Origin of the sequence: Mycolicibacterium brumae (assembly GCF_025215495.1) — a bacterium.
Classification (GTDB): Bacteria; Actinomycetota; Actinomycetes; order Mycobacteriales; family Mycobacteriaceae; genus Mycobacterium; species Mycobacterium brumae.
On the sequence record NZ_CP104302.1, the window covers coordinates 2,393,904 to 2,413,964 of the forward strand.

A 20,061-nucleotide genomic window follows, 5' to 3' on the forward strand; every position below is an offset into this window, starting at 1 on the left:
ACTGTGATTTCCCTCACATCAGCGCCGGAGCCGGTCGGGGACCACCGGCCCGCTGCCCCTAGAGTGCAGCGTGTGGTCTCCCAAATCACCGAAGGCACCGCGTTCGACCGACGCGGCATGCCGTTCCGGCGGCGCAACGTCGTGCCCGGGGTCATCGCCGTCGTCGCGGCGCTCGTGCTCACCGCGATCGTCTGGGCCGCCGCGCTCACCCGGCCCGTCGAAGTGGTCGAAGCGGTGGAGTGCAACTCGCCGCCGGCCGCCCCGGACGCTCCCGGTCTCGGTGAGCGGGTCAGCTCCTCGACCATGACCGATGTCTCCCCCGCCCCGCTGGCCGAAACCCAGGTCCGGGTGCTCAACGCCAGCGGCCAGGCCGGCCAGGCCGCCGAGGTCTCCGGCGCGCTGCGCGACGTTGGGTTCCCGGCGCCGACGGCCGACAACGACCCGGTCTACGCCAACACCAGGCTGGACTGCCAGGGCCAGATCCGCTTCGGCGAGAACGGCATTCGGCAGGCCGCCGCCGTCTGGCTGGTGGCGCCGTGCGCGGAATTGTTCCGGGACGGCCGCGAGGACGCCACCGTCGACCTGGCCATCGGCACCGATTTCACCGGCGCCGCGCACAGCGACGACATCGAGGCGGTGCTGGCCGGGCTGCGGCCGGACGCCGCCGAGCCGGCCGACCCCTCGCTGGTCCGCAAGGCGCACGCCGGCGCCTGCTGACCGACCCGGCTAGCGCCCCTGGCTAGCGCAACGCCGGCCAGGCGCCCAGTTCGTCGAGAGTGGCGAAGAACTCATCGGCCACCCCGGGGGCGGCCACCGCGGTCAGCCCGGCCGCGTCCGCCGGCAGATCCGCGGGCGCCAGCCGCAGCCGCGCGCCGGCTTCGGTGGCGATCAGCGTTCCGGCGGCCCAGTCCCAGCGCCCCAATCCGTGCTCATAATGCGCGTCGAGTCGGCCCGCGGCGACATGGCACAGATCCAGCGCCGCCGAGCCGATGCGCCGGATGTCGCGGATCCGGGGCAGCAGACCGCCCAGCACCCGCGCCTGAGCGGCCCGGCGATCCGGCTGGTATCCGAATCCGGTGCCGACCAGCGCCATGGACAGGTCGCTGACCTGCTCGGGGCCGCGGCTGCGCAGCGGTCGCCAGCCGCCGGCGTCGCGCATCCGGGCGCCGCCGTAGAGCGCGGCCGAGTACAGCGTCCCGGCCGCCACATCGGCGACCGCGCCGGCCACCGAAACGCCGTCGATCTGCGCGGCGACCGAAACCGCGTAGGCGGGTATGCCGTAGACGAAGTTGACCGTCCCATCGATCGGATCCAGCACCCAGGTGACGCCACCGGAGGTGTCGGCCGTGCCGCCGGCCTCCTCGCCGAGCACCGCGTCGCCCGGTCGCAGCTGCGCCAGTCGGGCCCGCAGCAGCGCCTCCGATTCGGTGTCGACGACGGTCACCGGATCGGTGGGGGTGCTTTTCGCGCGCACCGCGCCGGCCGCCGCGCCATCGGGTTCGCCGACCGCGCCGAACACCTCGGATCGGCGCCGGGCCACGAATCCGGCGGCCTCCACGGCGACCTGCTCGGCCACCTCCTGCAACACGTCGTAATCGCCTGCGCCCACAATGCAGAATTCAACACGGTTTTCCTTTTGGATCAACCCCGGCGGTCATCCCCGCCGCTTATGGTGAGAACCACCCGACCTCAGGAGCATTTGATGACCACAGAGCCCTCGCAGAACCTCGCTTTCGGCGTCGACGTCGGCGGCACCGGGGTCAAGGGCGGAATCGTCGACCTATCCACCGGGGCCCTGGTCGGCGAGCGATTCAAACTGCTCACCCCCAGCCCCGCGACGCCCGACGCGGTGGCCGCCACGGTGGCCGGCGTGGTGGACCATTTCGAGTGGGACGGACCGGTCGGGGTGACCTATCCCGGTGTCATCACCGATGGCGTGGTGCGCACCGCCGCCAACGTCGACGAGGCCTGGATCGGCACCGACGTGGCTGCGGCATTCGGCGCGCATCTCGGCGGCCGCAAGGTGACCGCGCTCAACGACGCCGACGCCGCGGGCCTGGCCGAACAGCGGTTCGGCGCGGGTCACGAGCACGGTGGCGTGGTGGTGCTGCTGACCTTCGGCACCGGCATCGGCTCGGCGGTCATCCACAACGGACTGTTGCTGCCCAACACCGAGTTCGGCCACCTGGAGGTCGACGGCAAGGAAGCCGAGCATCGGGCCGCGGCCTCGGTCCGGGAGCGCAAGGAATGGAGCTGGAAGCGCTGGACCAAGGAGGTCACCAAGGTCCTGGTGGCGGTGGAGAACGCGGTGTGGCCGGATCTGATCATCGTCGGCGGCGGCGTCAGCCGTAAGGCCGACAAGTGGGTGCCGTTGCTGGAGAACCGCACCCCGGTGGTCGCCGCGGTGCTGGAGAACACCGCGGGCATCGTCGGCGCGGCGATGGCCGCCGCCGGCAAGGGCACCAGCTAGCCGCGGCGGTACCGCTGCGAACCGCCCGCAGACCGCGCTGTGGTCGGAATGCGGCCGTCTGATCGTTACAATGGTCACGGCGGCCATATCCCGGCCAGCAAGAACCTCGCGGCGACGCCCACCCCACGCAACCGACGCTCGCCCGCGCACCGCTAAACCAGCAGAACCGAAAGGGTGTACGTGGCAGCCACCAAAGCAATGCCGGCAACCGACGCCGCCACCGATGCGTCGGCCGAACCGGTAGCCGCCGTCAAGCGCGCCGCCAAGGCTCCGGCCAAGCGCGCGGCGAAGGCCCCGGCGAAGAAGGCTCCGGCCAAGGCCGCCGCGAAGGCCCCGGCGAAGAAAGCCCCGGCCAAGAAGGCCGCCGGTCCCGCGGCCGGCCGCGCGAAGAAGGCCACCGCGCCCGCCGGTGAGGCCGACGTCGAGGTCGAAGACGATCTTGAGATCGAGCCCACCGAGGACCTCGAGGACGCCGAGATCGAACTCGACGAAGAACTCGAGACCGATGACGCCGAAGACGCCGAAACCCCCGCCGCGGGCGCCGACGACGACGAGGAGGAGCCGGCCGAGCCGACGGAGAAGGACAAGGCTTCCGGCGACTTCGTCTGGGACGAAGAGGAGTCCGAGGCGCTGCGTCAGGCCCGCAAGGACGCCGAGCTCACCGCATCCGCGGACTCGGTTCGCGCGTACCTCAAGCAGATCGGCAAGGTCGCGCTGCTCAACGCCGAGGAAGAAGTCGAGCTCGCCAAGCGCATCGAGGCCGGCCTGTACGCCACTCAGAAGATGGCCGAACTCGCCGAGAAGGGCGAGAAGCTGCCCGCCGCGGCCCGCCGCGACATGATGTGGATCTGCCGTGACGGCGACCGCGCCAAGAACCACCTGCTGGAGGCGAACCTGCGCCTGGTGGTGTCGCTGGCCAAGCGCTACACCGGCCGCGGGATGGCGTTCCTGGACCTGATCCAGGAGGGCAACCTCGGCCTGATCCGCGCGGTCGAGAAGTTCGACTACACCAAGGGCTACAAGTTCTCCACCTACGCCACCTGGTGGATCCGCCAGGCCATCACCCGCGCGATGGCCGACCAGGCCCGCACCATCCGCATCCCGGTGCACATGGTCGAGGTCATCAACAAGCTCGGCCGTATCCAGCGCGAGCTGCTCCAGGACCTGGGCCGCGAGCCCACGCCCGAGGAGCTCGCCAAGGAAATGGACATCACGCCGGAGAAGGTGCTGGAGATCCAGCAGTACGCGCGTGAGCCGATCTCGCTGGACCAGACCATCGGCGACGAGGGCGACTCCCAGCTCGGCGACTTCATCGAAGACTCCGAGGCCGTGGTGGCCGTCGACGCGGTGTCCTTCACCCTGCTGCAGGACCAGCTGCAGTCGGTGCTGGAGACGCTCTCGGAACGCGAGGCGGGTGTGGTTCGGCTGCGCTTCGGCCTGACCGACGGCCAGCCGCGCACTCTCGACGAGATCGGCCAGGTCTACGGCGTCACCCGCGAGCGGATCCGCCAGATCGAGTCCAAGACCATGAGCAAGCTGCGTCACCCCAGCCGCTCCCAGGTCCTGCGCGACTACCTCGACTAGGCGCGCGCCAAGCAACCTCCAAGTGGGTGGCCGTAGTGTCTGCGGCCATGAAGACACCGACCCCTCCCGCCGCCGTCCTCTCCGCGATCACCGGAGTGCGCGGCGCCATCCAGCGCCTGCACCGCGCGACGGTTCCCGCCGATGTGGCCGTGGTGGAGATGGCGATGGGCGCCTGGGTCACCCAAGCCCTGTACGCCGCGGTGCGGCTCGGCATCCCCGACGAGCTGCGCGACGGCCCGCTGAGCGCCGACGAGGTGGCCGCCCGGGTGGGCGCCGATCCGGACGCCACCTATCGGCTGATGCGGCTGCTGGCCAGCGAATCGATCTTCACGCTGCGCGACGGGAAGTTCGCGCTCACCCGGCTGGGCCGCACCCTGCGCCGCGACGACCCGCGCAGCCCCGCCGCGTTCATCGCCTGGGCCGGTTGCCCAGTGCAGTGGGAGCACTGGGGTTCGGCGACGCACTCCGTGCGGACCGGCGAAACCGCGGTGAAAGCGATCCGCGGCGTCGAGATCTTCGACTACCTCGAGACGAATCCGGAAACCGCGGCGATCTTCAACAACGCGATGACCGGCGTGTCCAGCATCGCCATCGAGGCCGCTGTCCCCGCCTACGACTTCAGCGACCGGAAGAAGATCGTCGACGTCGGCGGCGGACACGGCGCGCTGCTGGCCGCGGTGCTGGCCGCCGCCCCGAATGCCTCCGGCGTGCTGTTCGACCTGCCCAGCGTCACCGAGCGGGCCGGCGAGGCGTTCGACGCCGCCGGGGTGGCAGACCGGGCCACCCGCGAAGGTGGGTCGTTCTTCGAATCCGTGCCCGCCGGCGGCGACGCCTACCTGCTCAAGACCGTCATCCACGACTGGGACGACGAGAAGTCGGTGGCGATTCTGCGCAATGTGCGCGCCGCCATCGCGCCGGACGGCAAGGTGCTGCTGTTCGAGTTGGTGCTGCCCGAGGGCGCCCCCGCGCATCTGGGCATGCTGCTCGACCTGGAGATGCTGGTGTCCGCCGGCGGCAGGGAACGCACCGCCGCCGAGTACTCCGCATTGCTGCGCGACGCCGGCTTCCGGCTGACCCGGGTGGTCCCGACGGCCGGCCCGATGTCCATCGTGGAGGCCGTCCCGGTCTGAATCGACGCCCGCGCGGTCACGATTTCGACCTCGGGTGAAACATGACACACCCCGGAACGGTCCGGGAACAACGCCGGAATCGAAAACGTCTGACACAGTAGAGAGCACGCGAAGAACGGAGGAGCCATGGCCGCAACGCTCACCAGCCCCGAACTCACTCGGGCTGACCGCTGCGATCGCTGCGGCGCCGCTGCCCGGGTTCGCGCGAAGCTTCCGTCGGGCGCCGTGCTGCTGTTCTGCCAGCACCACGCCAACAAGCACGAGGCGAGCCTGATCGAGCAGGCCGCGGTCCTGGAAGTCAGCTCGGCCGCACAGTAGTAAGCGGCAGCGATTAACGCCGCCGGGACCCGGTCGGGAATGCTAGTCACATCATGACCGACCCGTCCGAGCCTGCGCGCGAAGCCAAGCCGCTGCCGAGGCGGCCCACCAAGCATCACCTTCGGCACATTTTCGGGCGGACCCTGGCCAAGGCCTGGGACGATTCGATCTTCTCCGAGTCGGCCGGGGCGGCGTTCTGGTCGGTGCTGTCGCTGCCACCGCTGCTGTTGGGATTGCTGGGCAGCCTGTCCTACATCGCGCCGTTGTTCGGCCCGGACACCCTGCCGGTCATCCAGGACCAGATCGTCGCCGCGTCCGCGCGGTTCTTCTCCGACAGCGTCGTCGCCGAGATCATCGAGCCGACAATCCGCGACATCGTCGCCAACGCCCGCGGTGAGGTGGTGTCGCTGGGCTTCGTGATTTCCCTGTGGGCGGGTTCCTCGGCCATCTCGGCGTTCGTCGACTCCGTGGTGGAGGCGCACGATCAGACGCCGCTGCGCCACCCGGTGCGGCAACGGTTCTTCGCCCTCGGCCTTTACGTGGTGATGCTGGTGACGCTGATCTTCAGCGCGCCGTTCCTGGCGCTGGGACCGCGGACCATCAGCGAGCATCTGCCGGACAACTGGGATCACGTGCTGCAGTCGACGTACTTCCCGCTGATCCTGCTGACCATCGTGCTGGCGGTGACGATCCTCTACCGGGTGTCGCTGCCGGAGCCGCTGCCCACCCACCGACTGATCTTCGGGGCCGTGCTGGCCACCTTGGTGTTCATGGTCGCAACCGTCGGGTTGCGCGGCTACCTGAACTTCATCGTCCGCACCGGCTACACCTACGGCGCGCTGGCCACCCCGATCGCGTTCCTGCTGTTCGCGTTCTTCCTCGGCTTCGCGATCATGCTGGGCGCCGAACTCAACAACGCCATCCAGGAGGAATGGCCGGCCGGCCCGACGCACGCCAACCGGTTCCGGGCCAAGCTGGAGGCCAAGGCCGCCCAGCGGGTCGCCGCGCGCAACGGCGGCGCCGACGGCGCGGCGGCCGATCCCCCGGTCAGCTCTTCTTGAGCGTCTCGTAGATCCGCTTGCAGTCGGCGCACACCGGCGAGCCCGGCTTGGGCGAGCGGGTCACCGGAAACACCTCGCCGCACAGCGCCACGACATGCGTGCCCATCACGGCGCTTTCGGCGATCTTGTCCTTCTTGACGTAGTGGAAGAACATGGGCCGGTCGTCGTCGGTCCCGTCGTCAACGTCTTCGTCGACTTCCGGACGGTCGATCGTCTGAGTCTGCATGGCACCCATTCTGCCTCTGCCCGGACATCTGTGGAACAGTGGAATGCATGAAGCGCGGCGAGGAGCTGGGTTTCGATGACGAGGGTCGGCCGGTGCTGATCACCCGGGCGGCGTTGCCGTACCAGGAGGAGCACCGCGCGCGGGTCCGGAAGTACCTGACGATCATGGCCTTCCGCATCCCGGCGCTGATCGGGGCCGCCATCGCCTACGGAATCTGGCACAACGGTTGGGTGTCCCTGGCGATCATCGCCGTGTCCATCCCGCTGCCTTGGATGGCGGTGCTGATCGCCAACGACCGGCCGCCGCGCCGTGCTGAGGAACCCCGCCGATACGAGAACGCCCCGCGCCAGACGCCGCTGTTCCCCTCCGCGCCGCGTCCGGAACTGGAGCCGCCCATCGCGATCGAGGCGGCCGACCCGGACCGGGATCCGGGTTCCGCGACTCCCTGAGCGAACTTCTTTTCCCATTCTCAGTGCATTCTCAGGGCTGGCGTTTGTTTACGCAGGTCAACGTGTTTGCCGCGAGCGCCTTCCGGGAACTCTGTCGGTGTCCCGCGCGTTGGACGGGTCACAAGGTTCCAGCCACAGGGAGGCCGACATGGCGAATGCCACCACGAAGCGGATCGACGGCGATCTGGATGCCCAGAGTCCGGCCGCAGACCTCGTCCGGGTGTACCTGAACGGGATCGGCAAAACGGCGCTGCTGACCGCCGCCGACGAGGTGGAGTTGGCCAAGAAGATCGAAGCCGGCCTGTACGCCCGCCATCTGCTCGACACCCGCAAGCGACTCGGCGAGGCCCGCAAGCGGGATCTGATGATCGTCGTGCGCGAGGGCGAAGGGGCCCGGCGCCATCTGCTCGAGGCCAACCTGCGCCTGGTGGTGTCGCTGGCCAAGCGCTACACCGGACGCGGAATGCCGCTGCTGGATCTGATCCAGGAAGGCAACCTCGGGTTGATCCGGGCGATGGAGAAGTTCGACTACGCCAAGGGCTTCAAGTTCTCCACCTACGCCACCTGGTGGATCCGCCAGGCCATCACCCGCGGCATGGCCGACCAGAGCCGCACCATCCGGTTGCCCGTCCATCTGGTCGAGCAGGTCAACAAGCTGGCCCGGATCAAGCGGGAGATGCACCAGAGCCTGGGCCGCGAAGCCACCGACGAGGAACTGGCCGAGGAGTCGGGCATCCCGGTCGCCAAGATCGCCGATCTGCTGGAGCACAGCCGCGACCCGGTGAGCCTGGATATGCCGGTGGGCGCCGACGAGGAGGCGCCGCTGGGCGACTTCATCGAGGACTCCGAGGCGATGTCGGCGGAGAACGCGGTGATCGCCGAGTTGCTGCACACCGATATCCGGCACGTGCTGACCACTCTCGATGAGCGGGAGCAGCAGGTGATCCGGTTGCGGTTCGGCCTTGACGACGGTCAGCCCCGCACCCTCGATCAGATCGGCAAGCTCTTCGGGTTGTCTCGCGAGCGGGTCCGTCAGATCGAGCGCGAGGTGATGGTGAAACTGCGTCACGGCGATCGCGCCGACCGGCTGCGCTCCTACGCCAGCTAAGCTAAGCCAACCCGAAACAGCGCGTCCGCCGTGGCTTTCCCGGCGGGCGCGCTGCGCTTTTGGCGACGTGTTAAGCCGCCCGCCGGTCGCTCTGGCAACGTAGACTGTGAAGCGACGAAGGATGGCAATTGAACGACCTGGTCGATACCACCGAAATGTATCTGCGCACGATCTACGACCTCGAGGAAGAGGGCGTGGTGCCGTTGCGCGCCCGAATCGCCGAGCGACTTGACCAAAGCGGTCCGACGGTCAGCCAGACCGTCTCGCGGATGGAGCGCGACGGCCTGCTGCATGTGGCCGGCGACCGGCATCTGGAACTCACCCCCAAGGGTCGCGCGCTGGCGGTTTCGGTGATGCGCAAGCACCGACTCGCCGAGCGGCTGCTGGTCGACATCATCGGCCTGCCGTGGGAGGACGTGCACGCCGAAGCCTGCCGGTGGGAGCACGTGATGAGCGACGAGGTCGAACGCCGCCTGATCACGGTGCTGGACAACCCGACGGTGTCGCCGTTCGGCAACCCGATCCCCGGGCTGGCCGAGCTCGGCGTCGGCGCTCCCCCGGAGTCCACCGACCATCTGGTCCGGCTCACCGAACTGCCCGACGGCCCCCCGGTCGCCGTCGTGGTCCGTCGTCTCACCGAGCACCTGCAGGTCGACGCCGCTCTGATCGGCAAGCTCAAGGACGCCGGCGTAGTGCCGAACGCGCGGGTGAGTGTGCAGCTCAACAACCACGGCGGGGTCACCATCGTGATCCCCGGCCACGAGGACGTCGACCTGCCGCACGATATGGCGCACGCGGTGAAGGTGGAGAAGGTCTAAGCGACTACCCGGTGCTGATGCGGGTAGCCCGCTGCGCAAAGCCTCCGTTCCTCCGGCTTTGCTTGCGACTACCCGGCTTCCCGGTAGCGCGGCTGCCAGTCCGGCAGCGTGACGCCGACCCCGGCGGCCATCCGATAACCCACATCGCCCATCGACCGGATCTTCGACGGCCGGATGCCGCCGCGCAGCGCGGCGTCGAGCATGCCCGCCATCCGGTGTGCGACATCTTCTCGCAGCGCGGCGTCCAGCGCGATCCCGGCCAGCGGCCCGTCGCCGCGGCAGTAGGCGCTGTGCCCCAACAACACCAAGGCCTCCACCCGCCAGCGGGTCGGCAGGATCCGGGCCAGCAGCACCCAGAGGTCCTCGGATTCGGAGGCGCGCGAACTGACCGCCAGCGAGTACAGGATGTCTCGGGCCGCGATGTGGGTCAGCGACTGGCCGACCAGCACCAACTGGGCTTCCTCGGGTTCCTCGCCGCGGCCCAGTTTCTCGGCCGCCGCGATCGCCGCGGTCACCTCCTGGCGGGTGCGGGCCGACGGGTCCAGCGGCCCGCGCCGGGCGGACCGAGCGGCCTGGCGGACCAGCTCGCCGAACCGGGCGCTGCGCTCGTCGACGATGGGCGTCACGATGGCCTCCACCTCGGCGCGGGTTTGGTAGAGCCGGCGGCCGTCGAGCACCGCGGCCATCGCCATCGGGGACGCCGCCGGGTCGGCGACCAGGCCGGTGGAGCCGCAGCCGTCGGCGCAGTGCCAGCGCCGTCCGGCGGCGATGCGGTCCACCACGTGCCCGGCGTAGACCGACATGCCTCGCTCCCGCAGGCGGCGATCCAAATCGTCGTAGATCCGGCGGTGCGTCCTGGCGCGGCCACGGCGCTCGTCGACGATGACCGCGATCACCGAGTCGGCGCCCTCGACAGCCGCGACGTCGACGAGGTCGGGCAGCTTCTCGCAGACCTGGTCATCGAGGTCGACCCGCATGAAGGCGCCGAGGTCCTTGCCCTCGCGGGTGACCAGAACCAGGGAGTTCTCCGGCGTGAAGCCGAGGACGGCGGGTATCGCTGCGATGAGCTGGCCCGGGTTGGTGATCTTGGGGAGGCGAATGTCGTTTCTCATGGCATGACGGTGGCAACCACCGCCGACGGGTGAAGGTCAGGTTTTGCCCCGACCGGGCGAAACTGTGGATGAACAGTGAATCTGTGAATACGTTCGGCGTTCACCTCCGGCGAAACCCGGGCCGGTCCGGAATCCGAACCGCGAGCCGCGACGTTGCACCACGGTGAGACACTGGAAGCGTTAGGAGGCGTGTGCAGATGGACGACGATCGCCCGGACACCTCCGGGATGTACGAGCTGGAGTTCCCCGGACCGCAGCTGCTCGCCGAGGATGGCAGCGGACCGGTGCTGATCCACGCCCTGGAGGGCTTCACCGACGCCGGCCACGCCACGAAGCTGGCCGCCGGGCACCTCAAGGCCGCATTGGATTCCGAGCTGGTGGCGTCCTTCGCCATCGACGAACTGCTGGACTACCGTTCGCGGCGACCGGCGATGACGTTCAAGACCGACCGGTTCACCGACTACGCCGAGCCGGAGCTGAGCCTGTACGCCCTGCGCGACAGCCTGGGCACGCCGTTCCTGCTGCTCACCGGTCTGGAGCCGGATCTGAAGTGGGAGCGTTTCGTGGCCGCGGTGCGGCTGCTGTCCGAACGGCTGGGGGTGCGCCGGACCGTCGGGCTCGGCTCGATCCCGATGGCGGTGCCGCACACCCGCCCGGTCACCCTCACCGCGCACTCCAACAACAAGGACCTGATCGCCGACATCACCCCGTGGGTCGGCGAGGTGCGGGTGCCCGGCAGCGCGGCCGGCCTGCTGGAGTACCGGATGGCCCAGCATGGCCATGAGGTGCTCGGCTACACCGCGCACGTGCCGCACTATCTGTCCCAGAGCGACTACCCGCAGGCCGCGGTGAGTCTGCTGGAACAGGTGTGCAAATCCTGCGGTCTCGCGCTGCCGATGACCGAACTGCTCGAGCGGGCGACGGCGGTCAACGCCTCGATCGCCGAACAGGTCGTGGAAAGCGAAGAGGTCGCTGCGGTGGTGGCCGCGCTCGAGCAACAGTACGATGCGTTCATCGCGGCGCAGGAGAACCGGTCACTGCTGGCTCGGGACGACGATCTGCCCAGCGGTGACGAGCTCGGCGCGGAGTTCGAACGTTTCCTGGCACAGCAGACCGGGGAGTCGTTCGGCGACGATCCCGCCGACGGCGCCGGGGCCAGCTAGCCGCCCCGACAGGGGCCTGCACCGAGGCGGTCCCGATGTCGGAGAACACCACCCACCTGCACGCCGTCCGCGAGCTGGAACCCCGGCTGGAGTTCCGGACCATCCACGGTTACCGCCGGGCCTACCGGATCTGCGGGTCCGGTCCGGTGCTGCTGCTGATCCACGGAATCGGTGACAACTCCTCCACCTGGGGCCCGGTGCAGGCCGAGCTGGCGCGGCACTACACCGTCGTCGCCCCGGACCTGCTCGGGCACGGCAAGTCGGACAAACCGCGCGCCGACTACTCGGTGGCGGCCTACGCCAACGGGATGCGGGATCTGCTCGGGGTGCTCGACATCGACCGGGTCACCGTGATCGGGCATTCGCTCGGGGGCGGTGTGGCCATGCAGTTCGTCTACCAGTTCCCGCAGTTCGTGGAGCGGCTCATCCTCGTCGGCGCGGGCGGGGTCACCCACGATGTCAACATCGCGTTGCGCGCGGCGTCGCTGCCGATCGGCGCGGGCATGCTGACAATGCTGCGGGTGCCCGGCGTGGTGCCCGCGCTGCACGCCGTCGGCGCGCTGGCCGGTCCGCTGCTCGGTCACACCGGGTTGGGCCGAGACCTGCCCGACACGTTGCGCATCCTCAGCGACCTGCCCGAGCCGCGGGCGTCCTCGGCGTTCACCCGCACCTTGCGCGCGGTGGTCGACTGGCGCGGCCAGGTGGTGACCATGCTGGACCGCTGTTATCTCACCGAATCCATTCCGGTGCAGTTGATCTGGGGCCGACAGGATTCGGTCATCCCGGTCTCGCACGCCCGGATGGCGCACGCGGCGATGCCCGGATCGCGGCTGGAGATCTTCTCCCGCTCCGGGCATTTCCCATTTCACGACGACCCCGCCCGGTTCATCGCGGTGGTGCGCAGCTTCATCGAGGAGACCGAACCGTCGGTCTACGACCAGCAGCAACTGCGCCAATTGTTGCGCGCCGGCGCCGATTCCGACGATCTGACCGGTTCCGCGGCCACCCGGGCCGCGGTGCTCGACGCGCTCGACCACGAGCAACGCAGCGCCACCTGACACCCGAGCGTTTCCGCGTACGCTGGAGGAATGAGCATCGATGTCACGGTGCTTCGGGTCTTCACCGATGCCACCGGCAATTACGGAAACCCACTGGGGGTGGTCGACGCCGCCGCCGTCGCCCCGGATGACCGCCAGCGGCTGGCCACCGAACTCGGTTACAGCGAAACCATTTTCGTGGATCTGCCCGAGCCCGGATCGGCCAACGCGCACGCGCAGATCTTCACCCCCGCCGCCGAGATCGAGTTCGCCGGCCATCCCACCGTCGGCTTGGCCTGGCAATTGCGCGAATGGGGCCGCCCGGTGCGGACGCTGCGCGTCCCCGCCGGTCTGGTGCAGATCGACTACCAGGCTGGCGCCGACGGCTCGATGACCTCGGTGACCGCGCGCGCGGACTGGGCGCCGGAGTTCGCGATATACGACCTGGCCGATGAACAGGATGTGCTCGACGCCGACCCGGCCGAGTATTCCGACGACATCGCGCACTACCTGTGGGCCTGGACCGACAAGGAGTCCGGCGCGCTACGGTCACGGGCGTTCGTCGGCTCGCTCGGCGTGCCCGAGGACGAGGCGACTGGCGCGGCGGCGGTCCGGATGACGGAGTACCTCAGCCGGGACCTGTCGATCACGCAGGGCAAGGGTTCTCAGATCCACACGGTGTGGAGTCCGGACGGGTGGGTGCAGGTCGCCGGGCGCGTCGTGCCCGACGGCCACCGCACGGTGGGCTAGGAACCCACCTCGGACGTGCGCTGCGCCCGGCGGCGGCGCATATCCTCGATCTCGCGCTCGAAGTCCGCGGCCGAGTCGAAGGACCGGTACACCGAGGCGAACCGGAGGTAGGCGACCTCGTCGAGTTCGCGCAGCGGGCCCAGGATGGCCAGGCCGACCTCGTGGCTGGGCACTTCCGGGGTGCCGGCGGCCCGCACGGTGTCCTCGACGCTCTGGGCCAGCACATTCAGCGCGTCGTCGTCGACGTCACGGCCCTGGCAGGCCCGTCGCACGCCCTTGATGACCTTCTCCCGGCTGAACGGCTCGGTGACGCCGCTGCGTTTGACGACGGCCAGCACGGCGGTCTCGACGGTGGTGAAACGGCGGCCGCATTCCGGGCAGGAGCGGCGGCGGCGGATGGCCTGGCCCTCATCGGTTTCCCGGGAGTCCACCACGCGGGAGTCGGGATGCCTGCAAAACGGGCAGTGCACGTCCGCTCCTTCCCGGCGCGGGAGCAACACCGGCGCCGCAAGGAAGCCTACAGGCGCGGGCGCCGGAGCGCGGGAGGCGAACATCCCCGCGTCCTCAGGCGATCGGCGCGATCAGGGTCTGCCCGGCGCGCACATCCACGCCGTCGAGCTTGTTCAGGTCGCGGATCCGGGCGACGACCTGATCCGACGGGGTGGCGGGGGCGACCCGGGCGGCCAGCTGGTTCAGCGACTCCCCCGGTTTGACCTGGACGACGGCCAGCGTCTCGGACGCGGCGGCCGCGGTCTCCGGCAGGTTCGCCGCGGCCCCGAACTGGGCGACCAGTCCCAGCCACACCGTGATCAGTCCGGCCAGCACGGCCAGGCCGACGGTGGCGGCCGGGCTGACCGCGCGCCGGCGGCGGTGCGGCGCCCTCGACACCCGCACGGCGGTGTTCGGGTACCGCAGGCCGGCGGTGCGCGGGCGACGAGTGACCGGCGAGGGCGCGATCCGCAGCGGGCGAGCCGCCCGTCGGGCCGGGTAGTCGGCGTGCGCACGGTCGCGCCGGGTGGTTTCGGTGGTGAGCAGTACGGTCATGTCCGGGCCCTTTCGAAGAAGTCGTGAGGTTCGATGTAGGTGTTGTTCGATCTGTTGTTCGAATTATATTCGGACAACTGTTCGATGCCTAGCGGGTTTTCGAACGTGTAATCGAACTGTGTCCGAATGTCTGAGCGACTTCACACCCAAGCAGACGCCACCGACACACGTCGAACAGATGTTTGAGAAAAGGCCCTACGGGGACTACATTCGACACTATGGGCGACAGCAGCGACACCCCCAACGCCGACCACGACGTGAAGCTCACCGAACGTCAGCGGACCATTCTCAATGTGATCCGGGAGTCGGTGGCCAGTCGCGGCTACCCACCGAGCATCCGTGAGATCGGCGACGCCGTCGGCCTGACCTCCACCTCGTCGGTGGCCCACCAGTTGCGCGCGTTGGAGCGCAAGGGCTATCTGCAGCGCGACGCCAACCGGCCGCGCGCGGTGAACGTCCGTGGCTCAAACGACGCGCTGGCCCCGGCCACCGAGGTCGCCGGCTCCGACGCGCTGCCCGAGCCCACCTATGTGCCGGTGTTGGGCCGGATCGCCGCCGGCGGCCCGATCCTCGCCGAGGAAGCCGTCGAGGATGTCTTTCCGCTGCCGCGCGAGCTGGTCGGCGAAGGCTCGCTGTTCCTGCTGAAGGTGGTCGGCGAGTCGATGGTCGACGCGGCCATCTGCGACGGGGACTGGGTGGTCATCCGCCAGCAGAACGTGGCCGACAACGGTGACATCGTCGCGGCCATGCTCGACGGCGAGGCCACCGTGAAGACGTTCAAGCGCACCGCCGGCCAGGTCTGGCTGATGCCGCACAATCCCGCGTTCGATCCCATTCCGGGCAACGACGCCGTCATCCTCGGCAAGGTCGTCACCGTCATCCGACGAGTGTGAGGCAGCTCGACCAGCCACTCCGGTGGCCCCGAAAGAGCCGGGCCACCGTCATCCGACGAGTGTGAGGCAGCTCGACCAGCCACTCCGGTGGCCCCGAAAGAGCCGGGCCACCGTCATCCGACGGGTGTGAGGCAGCTCAGTCAGTCGGCGCGGTGGAAGCCGTTGGCCTGGGCGTGGCCCTCGTCGGCGAACCAGATGTCGGCCACCGTCTCCTCGTAGCCGGCGCCGCCGGGAACGTAGTAGTTGCCCGAGCGCATGCACGCCTTGATGCTGAATCCCTCGGGCGCCTGGTGGGGATCCTCCAGTGGCAGGTGAATCGCCGGGTAAGCGGAGGGTTCCTGCGCGGTTTCGATGACCGGTTCCGGCTCCGGCTCACGTACGGGTTCGGGCTCAGGCTCAGGCTCCCACTGCTGCTGTTCGGGCTCGGGTTCCCAACGGCGCTCGGAAGACGTCGCGCGATCCTCGAACGCGCCGTATTTGGCGCCCCAGTCCGGCAGCGGCGGCAACGACGAGTCGATCCGGGCATGCCGGCCCGACGGGGTCTCATCGGCCAGCGGCTCGGCGGGGGCCTCCGCTTCGACATCCAGGCCGCTGAAGTCGAACCGGGTGGGCGCGGTGTCGATCCGATCCTCGTCCTCGTCGAACTCGCCTTCGACGTAGTCGCCTTCGACGTAGTCGTCTTCGGTGTGCTCGCCTTCGGCGATCTCCGCCTCGGCGCGGTCGGCCGCAACGAAATCGTCTGAGGCGTAGTCATCCTCGGCCGCGGCTTCGGCATGGTCATCGTCGGCGGGAGGGTGGGTGAACAGCTCATCGTGGATGACCACCTGGGTGGTCTCCGCGCGGTCGTCGCCGATCCACTCGGTGCGTTCCTCGGTGTAACCCGGGCCGCTGTCGTACTCGGAGAAGAAGCGGTCCGCGGCGCCGGCGGAACCTCCGCCGCTGTAGCGCGGGGCGTCCTCGTCGTAGCGCGGGGCGTCCTCGTCGTAGCGCGGGGCGTCCTCGTCGTAGCGGGGGGCGTCCTCGTCGTAGCGGGGAGCGTCATCTGCGTAGCGCGCGGCGTCGCCTTCGTAGCGCCCACCTTCGGCGTCGACCGCGGGGGTGGACCGACGGCGGGTGAACAGCCACGCGCCCAGCCCCAGCAGGAGCAACACGGGCAACAGCCACCACAGCCAGCCGGCCCCGCCGGATCCGGTGTCCTCGCCCGACGCGCTGCCGCCCGGCTGGTCCGACGATTGGACGCTCGGCAGCGGCTGGTTGGGCACCTCGATGCCTTCCAGCGCATCGGCCAATTCCGGCGGGCTGGTGGTGAAGGTGCGGTCCCCGGCGTTCCAGGACACCTCGCCGCCGGTGAACTTCTGGCTCATCACGTCGCCGTCGATCTTGTGTTCGGCGGTCGGGACACCGAGCGCGCCGGTCGGGCCACCGAGCTTGTCCCAGGCCGCCTTGACCGGGCCGTTGACCACGATGGCACCGTTGTCCTGGGTCCAGAAGATGACCGGGTGGTCGGCCGCGGCGAAGCTCGCCTGGCGGCTGTCGGGAACGCCCCCGTCGACCTCGCCGGAGGTCGGGAAGCCCAGCTCGCCGGTCGGGCCGCCGGCGGATTCGTAGCGCTCGAGCACCGCGCCGGTCAGGGCGCGTGCCCCGGTGCCCGGGGTGTAGAAGATCTTGCCGCCGGCGAAGTTCTGCGCGACGCCGTCGTCGCCGACGGCGTACTGCTCACCCTCCCGCGCGCCGAGCGGGCCCTCGGCGCCGCCGGCCGTCCGGTACGCGGTGTTGATCGCGGTGGTGGCGTCTCCCGGGATGGGCAGCCCAACCAGCTGGCCGGCCAGGTCGCCCGGCTCGGTGGTGAAGGTGCCGGTGGCGGTGTCGTAGGAGACCAGCCCGGCGCTGAAGCGCTGGGTGATGACGCTGCCGTTGTAGGTCTCGTCCTCGATCGGCACGCCGAGCACACCGGAGGATCCGCCGAGGTGGTCCCAGGCCGCGTTCATCGCGCCGCGCACCACCCACGCACCGGACTCCGGGGTCCAGAAGATAACGGGATTGTCGGCGGCGGAGAAGATCGAGTTGCGGCTCTCCGGGCTCACCCGGCCGGGGCCTTCGTCGACGGTCGGGAAGCCCAGGCCGCTGTCGGCGGGGCCGCCGAGGGCGCGGTAGCGATCCAGGATGGCGCCGAACATGGTGTGCGCGCCGGTGGCCGGCGTGTAGAAGATCGCCCCGCCGACGAAGTTCTGGCCGAAGCCGCCGCCGACGGCGTAGACGCCGCCGTCGCGCTCACCCAACGGAGACGTCGGCCCGCCCGCGGCGTTCCACGCGTCGGTGATCGCCACGTCGGCGTCGCCTTCCGGTGTCGCGGACGCGGGGGCCGCCGCCAGCGCGACGACCAGGGTCAACGCCGACAGCCAGGCCAGCAGCGCGCGCCCCAGCACCCATCGAAATGGGTTTCGTTGCCTCGTCATGCCTACTCCCAGCCGTCTCGTCCCGGTTCACCCATATCCGTCACGCACCTCAACTTCGCGACGCTATGTGATTCCTGAGACTCCTGATCACTGTCAACCTCGGACAATACCGATCTGTTACCAAAAAGCGCGCTCGGCGCGACCATTTGGAGCAAACGAAATCGCCGGCCCCGCCAGGCGTCCCCGAAGCCCCGGAGAACGATGGGGCCTCGGCGTCACCGCCGAGGCCCCATCAGCACAGACCTGCGATCAGACGCCGAGACCGCGCCCGATGATTTCCTTCATCACCTCGGTGGTGCCGCCGTAGATGGTCTGCACGCGCGAATCCAGCCACGCCCGGGCAACCGGGTACTCCCGCATATATCCGTATCCGCCGTGCAACTGCACACACCGGTCGATCAGGTAGACCTGCTTCTCGGTGGAGTACCACTTGGCCATGGCGGCCTGCTCGATGGACAGCTTCTCCTCGTTGTGCAGCTTGAGGAACTCATCGACCATCATCCGAACCATGGTTGCCTCGGTGGCCAGCTCGGCCAGCAGGAAGCGGCTGTTCTGGAAGCTGCCGATCGGACGGCCGAAGGCCTTGCGGTCCTTGCAGTACTGCACGGTCTCCTCGAGCACAGCCTCCATCGCGGCGGCGGCGACCAGGGCGATCGACATGCGTTCCTGCGGCAGGTTCTGCATCAGGTAGATGAAGCCCTGACCCTCCTCGCCGAGCAGGTTCTCCACCGGGACCTTGACGTCGGTGAAGGACAGTTCGGCGGTGTCCTGGGCGTCCAGGCCGACCTTGTCCAGGTGGCGGCCGCGTTCGAAGCCCTCCATGCCGCGCTCGACGCACAGCAGCGACATGCCCATCGCGCCCTTGCTGGGGTCGGTCTGGGCCACCACGATCACCAGGTCGGACAGAATGCCGTTGGTGATGAAGGTCTTCGAGCCGTTGAGGATGTAGTGATCCCCCTCGCGCACCGCGCGAGTCTTGATGCCCTGCAGGTCAGAGCCGGTGCCCGGCTCGGTCATCGCGATCGCGGTGATCATCTCGCCGGTGCAGAACTTGGGGAACCAGCGCTGCTTCTGCTCCTCGGTGCACAGCCGCAACAGATACGGCAGCACGACGTCGTTGTGCAGCATGTAGCCCAGGCCGTTGTAGCGTCCTCGGGCGGTCTCCTCGCCCATCACGACGTTGTAGCGGAAGTCGTCGTTGCCGCCGCCGCCGTACTCCTCGGGCACCGCCATGCCCAGGAAACCCTGCTTGCCGGCCTCGACCCAGACGCTGCGGTCAACGATCTTGTCCTTTTCCCACTGCTCGTGGAACGGCGCGACGTGCTTGTCGAGGAACGCGCGGAAAGACTCCCGGAACATCTCGTGCTCGGGCTCGAACAGCGTGCGCTCGTACTTGACGACACCCATGGGTGACTGGCCTCCGATAACAGGGATGGGATCGCGCGGCGGCGAATGTGACCTCGACCATACCCCAACCGGGCGGTTGGTCGGGAGGTCGGTCACCGGCGCCGCGCCGGCCGCCTCCCTAAGCTTGAGCCCCATGACCCAGGCCGCGGTGCTCACCGTCTCCGACCGGTCCGCCGCGGGGACCCGCCCCGACACCGCCGGGCCCCTGGCGGTCGCCGCGTTGCGCGATGCGGGCTTCGAATGCGCCGAGGCCACCGTGGTCGCCGACGGCGCGGCATCCGTCGAACAGGGCCTGCGCGCCCTGCTGGGCGCCGGCGCTCGACTGATCGTGACCACCGGCGGCACCGGCGTCGGCCCGCGCGACGCCACCCCGGAGGCGACGACGGCGGTCATCGAGCGGGAATTGCCCGGAATCGCCGACGAGCTGCGCCGGGCGGGCGTGGCCAGCACCCCGATGGCGATGCTGTCCCGTGGTGTGGCCGGCGTGGTCGGCGACGCGCTGGTGGTGAACCTGCCGGGCTCCCCCGGCGCGGTCGCCGACGGCATGCCGGTGGTGCTATCGGTGGCCGGGCACGTGCTGGCGCAATTGCGCGGGGCCGACCACTGATGAACACCGTGGCGTTCGCGCGGATCAGCGAGTCGGCGCTGTCACTGGACGAGCATTTGGCCGCTGTGGCCGGCGCCTCCGCCGGGGCGGTTTCCACCTTCACCGGCCAGGTGCGCGATCACGACCCCGACGCCCACGGCGCGGTGGTGGCGCTGGAGTACAGCGCGCACCCGGACGCCGAGGTGATACTGGCCCGCATCGCCGCCGACGCCGCCGGTGACGGCGCGACGGTGGCGGTCAGCCACCGCGTCGGCCGACTCGGTGTCGGGGAGGCAGCGGTGATGATCGCGGTGGCCGCCCCGCACCGCGACACCGCGTTCACGGTGTGCCGCGCGGTGATCGAGACCATCAAGACCGACCTGCCGGTGTGGAAGCGCCAAATCGAGGCCGACGGCGCCGCCACCTGGAAAGGGATCGGCGGCTGAGGC

General features: G+C 69.5%; 22 protein-coding genes. 15 read left to right on the forward strand and 7 right to left on the reverse strand.

Annotation, left to right across the window (positions count from 1 at the left end; translation table 11 throughout):
- The first annotated feature begins 72 nt into the window (after positions 1–72).
- Complete coding sequence (gene cei / locus L2Z93_RS11580) at positions 73–717, forward strand: envelope integrity protein Cei (protein WP_090584811.1); 645 nt, start codon at positions 73–75, stop codon at positions 715–717.
- A 22-nt stretch (positions 718–739) separates the two neighbouring features.
- Here the strand turns inward: cei and L2Z93_RS11585 are convergent, their stop codons facing one another.
- On the reverse strand, positions 740–1,609 hold the full coding sequence (locus L2Z93_RS11585) for an inositol monophosphatase family protein (protein WP_370745886.1): 870 nt from the start codon (positions 1,607–1,609) through the stop codon (positions 740–742).
- Positions 1,610–1,702: 93 nt separating this feature from the next.
- On the opposite strand from L2Z93_RS11585, the gene ppgK reads away from it, so the two are divergent.
- From ppgK to L2Z93_RS11610, 5 genes are all read left to right on the forward strand, one after another.
- Entirely contained in the window at positions 1,703–2,470 is a 768-nt protein-coding gene (gene ppgK, locus L2Z93_RS11590) for a polyphosphate--glucose phosphotransferase (RefSeq protein ID WP_090584814.1), read from the forward strand.
- A 180-nt stretch (positions 2,471–2,650) separates the two neighbouring features.
- Positions 2,651–4,054: an RNA polymerase sigma factor gene (locus tag L2Z93_RS11595; RefSeq protein WP_370745885.1), complete on the forward strand. Its 1,404-nt coding sequence runs from the start codon at positions 2,651–2,653 to the stop codon at positions 4,052–4,054.
- A gap of 47 nt (positions 4,055–4,101) precedes the next feature.
- On the forward strand, positions 4,102–5,184 hold the full coding sequence (locus L2Z93_RS11600) for a methyltransferase (protein WP_090584818.1): 1,083 nt from the start codon (positions 4,102–4,104) through the stop codon (positions 5,182–5,184).
- Positions 5,185–5,310: 126 nt separating this feature from the next.
- The gene (locus L2Z93_RS11605; protein WP_090584820.1) at positions 5,311–5,502 is read left to right on the forward strand and encodes a DUF7455 domain-containing protein; all 192 of its coding nucleotides are present in this window, start codon (positions 5,311–5,313) and stop codon (positions 5,500–5,502) included.
- A gap of 53 nt (positions 5,503–5,555) precedes the next feature.
- Complete coding sequence (locus L2Z93_RS11610; protein ID WP_090584822.1) at positions 5,556–6,563, forward strand: YihY/virulence factor BrkB family protein; 1,008 nt, start codon at positions 5,556–5,558, stop codon at positions 6,561–6,563.
- On the opposite strand, the gene L2Z93_RS11615 is transcribed toward L2Z93_RS11610, so the two are convergent.
- Complete coding sequence (locus tag L2Z93_RS11615; protein ID WP_090584995.1) at positions 6,550–6,789, reverse strand: DUF3039 domain-containing protein; 240 nt, start codon at positions 6,787–6,789, stop codon at positions 6,550–6,552. The two genes, L2Z93_RS11610 and L2Z93_RS11615, sit on opposite strands and share 14 nt — an antisense overlap.
- Before the next feature lie 47 nt (positions 6,790–6,836).
- Here L2Z93_RS11615 and L2Z93_RS11620 point away from each other — a divergent pair, with 47 nt between their 5' ends.
- From L2Z93_RS11620 to L2Z93_RS11630, 3 genes are all read left to right on the forward strand, one after another.
- The gene (locus tag L2Z93_RS11620) at positions 6,837–7,238 is read left to right on the forward strand and encodes a DUF3099 domain-containing protein (RefSeq protein ID WP_090584824.1); all 402 of its coding nucleotides are present in this window, start codon (positions 6,837–6,839) and stop codon (positions 7,236–7,238) included.
- Between the two features lie 109 nt (positions 7,239–7,347).
- A complete protein-coding gene (locus tag L2Z93_RS11625; RefSeq protein WP_260575689.1) occupies positions 7,348–8,346 on the forward strand; it encodes a sigma-70 family RNA polymerase sigma factor in 999 nt (332 codons plus the stop codon).
- A 128-nt stretch (positions 8,347–8,474) separates the two neighbouring features.
- The gene (locus L2Z93_RS11630) at positions 8,475–9,164 is read left to right on the forward strand and encodes an iron-dependent transcriptional repressor DtxR (RefSeq protein ID WP_090584828.1); all 690 of its coding nucleotides are present in this window, start codon (positions 8,475–8,477) and stop codon (positions 9,162–9,164) included.
- A 68-nt stretch (positions 9,165–9,232) separates the two neighbouring features.
- On the opposite strand, the gene L2Z93_RS11635 is transcribed toward L2Z93_RS11630, so the two are convergent.
- Positions 9,233–10,276, reverse strand: coding sequence for a DUF4192 domain-containing protein (locus tag L2Z93_RS11635; protein ID WP_090584831.1), 1,044 nt, complete (start codon positions 10,274–10,276; stop codon positions 9,233–9,235).
- 197 nt (positions 10,277–10,473) lie between these two features.
- Here L2Z93_RS11635 and L2Z93_RS11640 point away from each other — a divergent pair, with 197 nt between their 5' ends.
- From L2Z93_RS11640 to L2Z93_RS11650, 3 genes are read left to right on the forward strand one after another with little or no spacing between them, the layout of a single operon-like run.
- Positions 10,474–11,439 (forward strand): proteasome assembly chaperone family protein, encoded by a 966-nt coding sequence (locus L2Z93_RS11640; RefSeq protein ID WP_193438889.1) that lies wholly within the window; start codon positions 10,474–10,476, stop codon positions 11,437–11,439.
- Between the two features lie 35 nt (positions 11,440–11,474).
- Positions 11,475–12,497, forward strand: coding sequence for an alpha/beta fold hydrolase (locus L2Z93_RS11645; RefSeq protein ID WP_090584833.1), 1,023 nt, complete (start codon positions 11,475–11,477; stop codon positions 12,495–12,497).
- 30 nt (positions 12,498–12,527) lie between these two features.
- Positions 12,528–13,226: a PhzF family protein gene (locus L2Z93_RS11650; RefSeq protein WP_090584835.1), complete on the forward strand. Its 699-nt coding sequence runs from the start codon at positions 12,528–12,530 to the stop codon at positions 13,224–13,226.
- Here the strand turns inward: L2Z93_RS11650 and nrdR are convergent.
- The gene (nrdR, locus tag L2Z93_RS11655) at positions 13,223–13,696 is read right to left on the reverse strand and encodes a transcriptional regulator NrdR (protein WP_090584838.1); all 474 of its coding nucleotides are present in this window, start codon (positions 13,694–13,696) and stop codon (positions 13,223–13,225) included. The two genes, L2Z93_RS11650 and nrdR, sit on opposite strands and share 4 nt — an antisense overlap.
- 94 nt (positions 13,697–13,790) lie before the next feature.
- Positions 13,791–14,270 (reverse strand): LysM peptidoglycan-binding domain-containing protein, encoded by a 480-nt coding sequence (locus L2Z93_RS11660; protein WP_090584840.1) that lies wholly within the window; start codon positions 14,268–14,270, stop codon positions 13,791–13,793.
- A gap of 218 nt (positions 14,271–14,488) precedes the next feature.
- Between L2Z93_RS11660 and lexA the strand changes: the two genes are divergently transcribed.
- A complete protein-coding gene (gene lexA / locus L2Z93_RS11665; RefSeq protein ID WP_090584842.1) occupies positions 14,489–15,163 on the forward strand; it encodes a transcriptional repressor LexA in 675 nt (224 codons plus the stop codon).
- Positions 15,164–15,303: 140 nt separating this feature from the next.
- On the opposite strand, the gene L2Z93_RS11670 is transcribed toward lexA, so the two are convergent.
- On the reverse strand, positions 15,304–17,619 hold the full coding sequence (locus L2Z93_RS11670) for an LGFP repeat-containing protein (protein WP_090584844.1): 2,316 nt from the start codon (positions 17,617–17,619) through the stop codon (positions 15,304–15,306).
- Positions 17,620–17,868: 249 nt separating this feature from the next.
- The gene (locus L2Z93_RS11675) at positions 17,869–19,026 is read right to left on the reverse strand and encodes an acyl-CoA dehydrogenase family protein (protein ID WP_090584846.1); all 1,158 of its coding nucleotides are present in this window, start codon (positions 19,024–19,026) and stop codon (positions 17,869–17,871) included.
- Between the two features lie 133 nt (positions 19,027–19,159).
- Here L2Z93_RS11675 and L2Z93_RS11680 point away from each other — a divergent pair, with 133 nt between their 5' ends.
- Complete coding sequence (locus tag L2Z93_RS11680; RefSeq protein WP_090584848.1) at positions 19,160–19,633, forward strand: MogA/MoaB family molybdenum cofactor biosynthesis protein; 474 nt, start codon at positions 19,160–19,162, stop codon at positions 19,631–19,633.
- Positions 19,633–20,058 (forward strand): molybdenum cofactor biosynthesis protein MoaE, encoded by a 426-nt coding sequence (locus L2Z93_RS11685; protein WP_090584850.1) that lies wholly within the window; start codon positions 19,633–19,635, stop codon positions 20,056–20,058. Before L2Z93_RS11680 ends, L2Z93_RS11685 begins: the two co-directional genes overlap by 1 nt.
- Positions 20,059–20,061 lie beyond the last annotated feature (3 nt).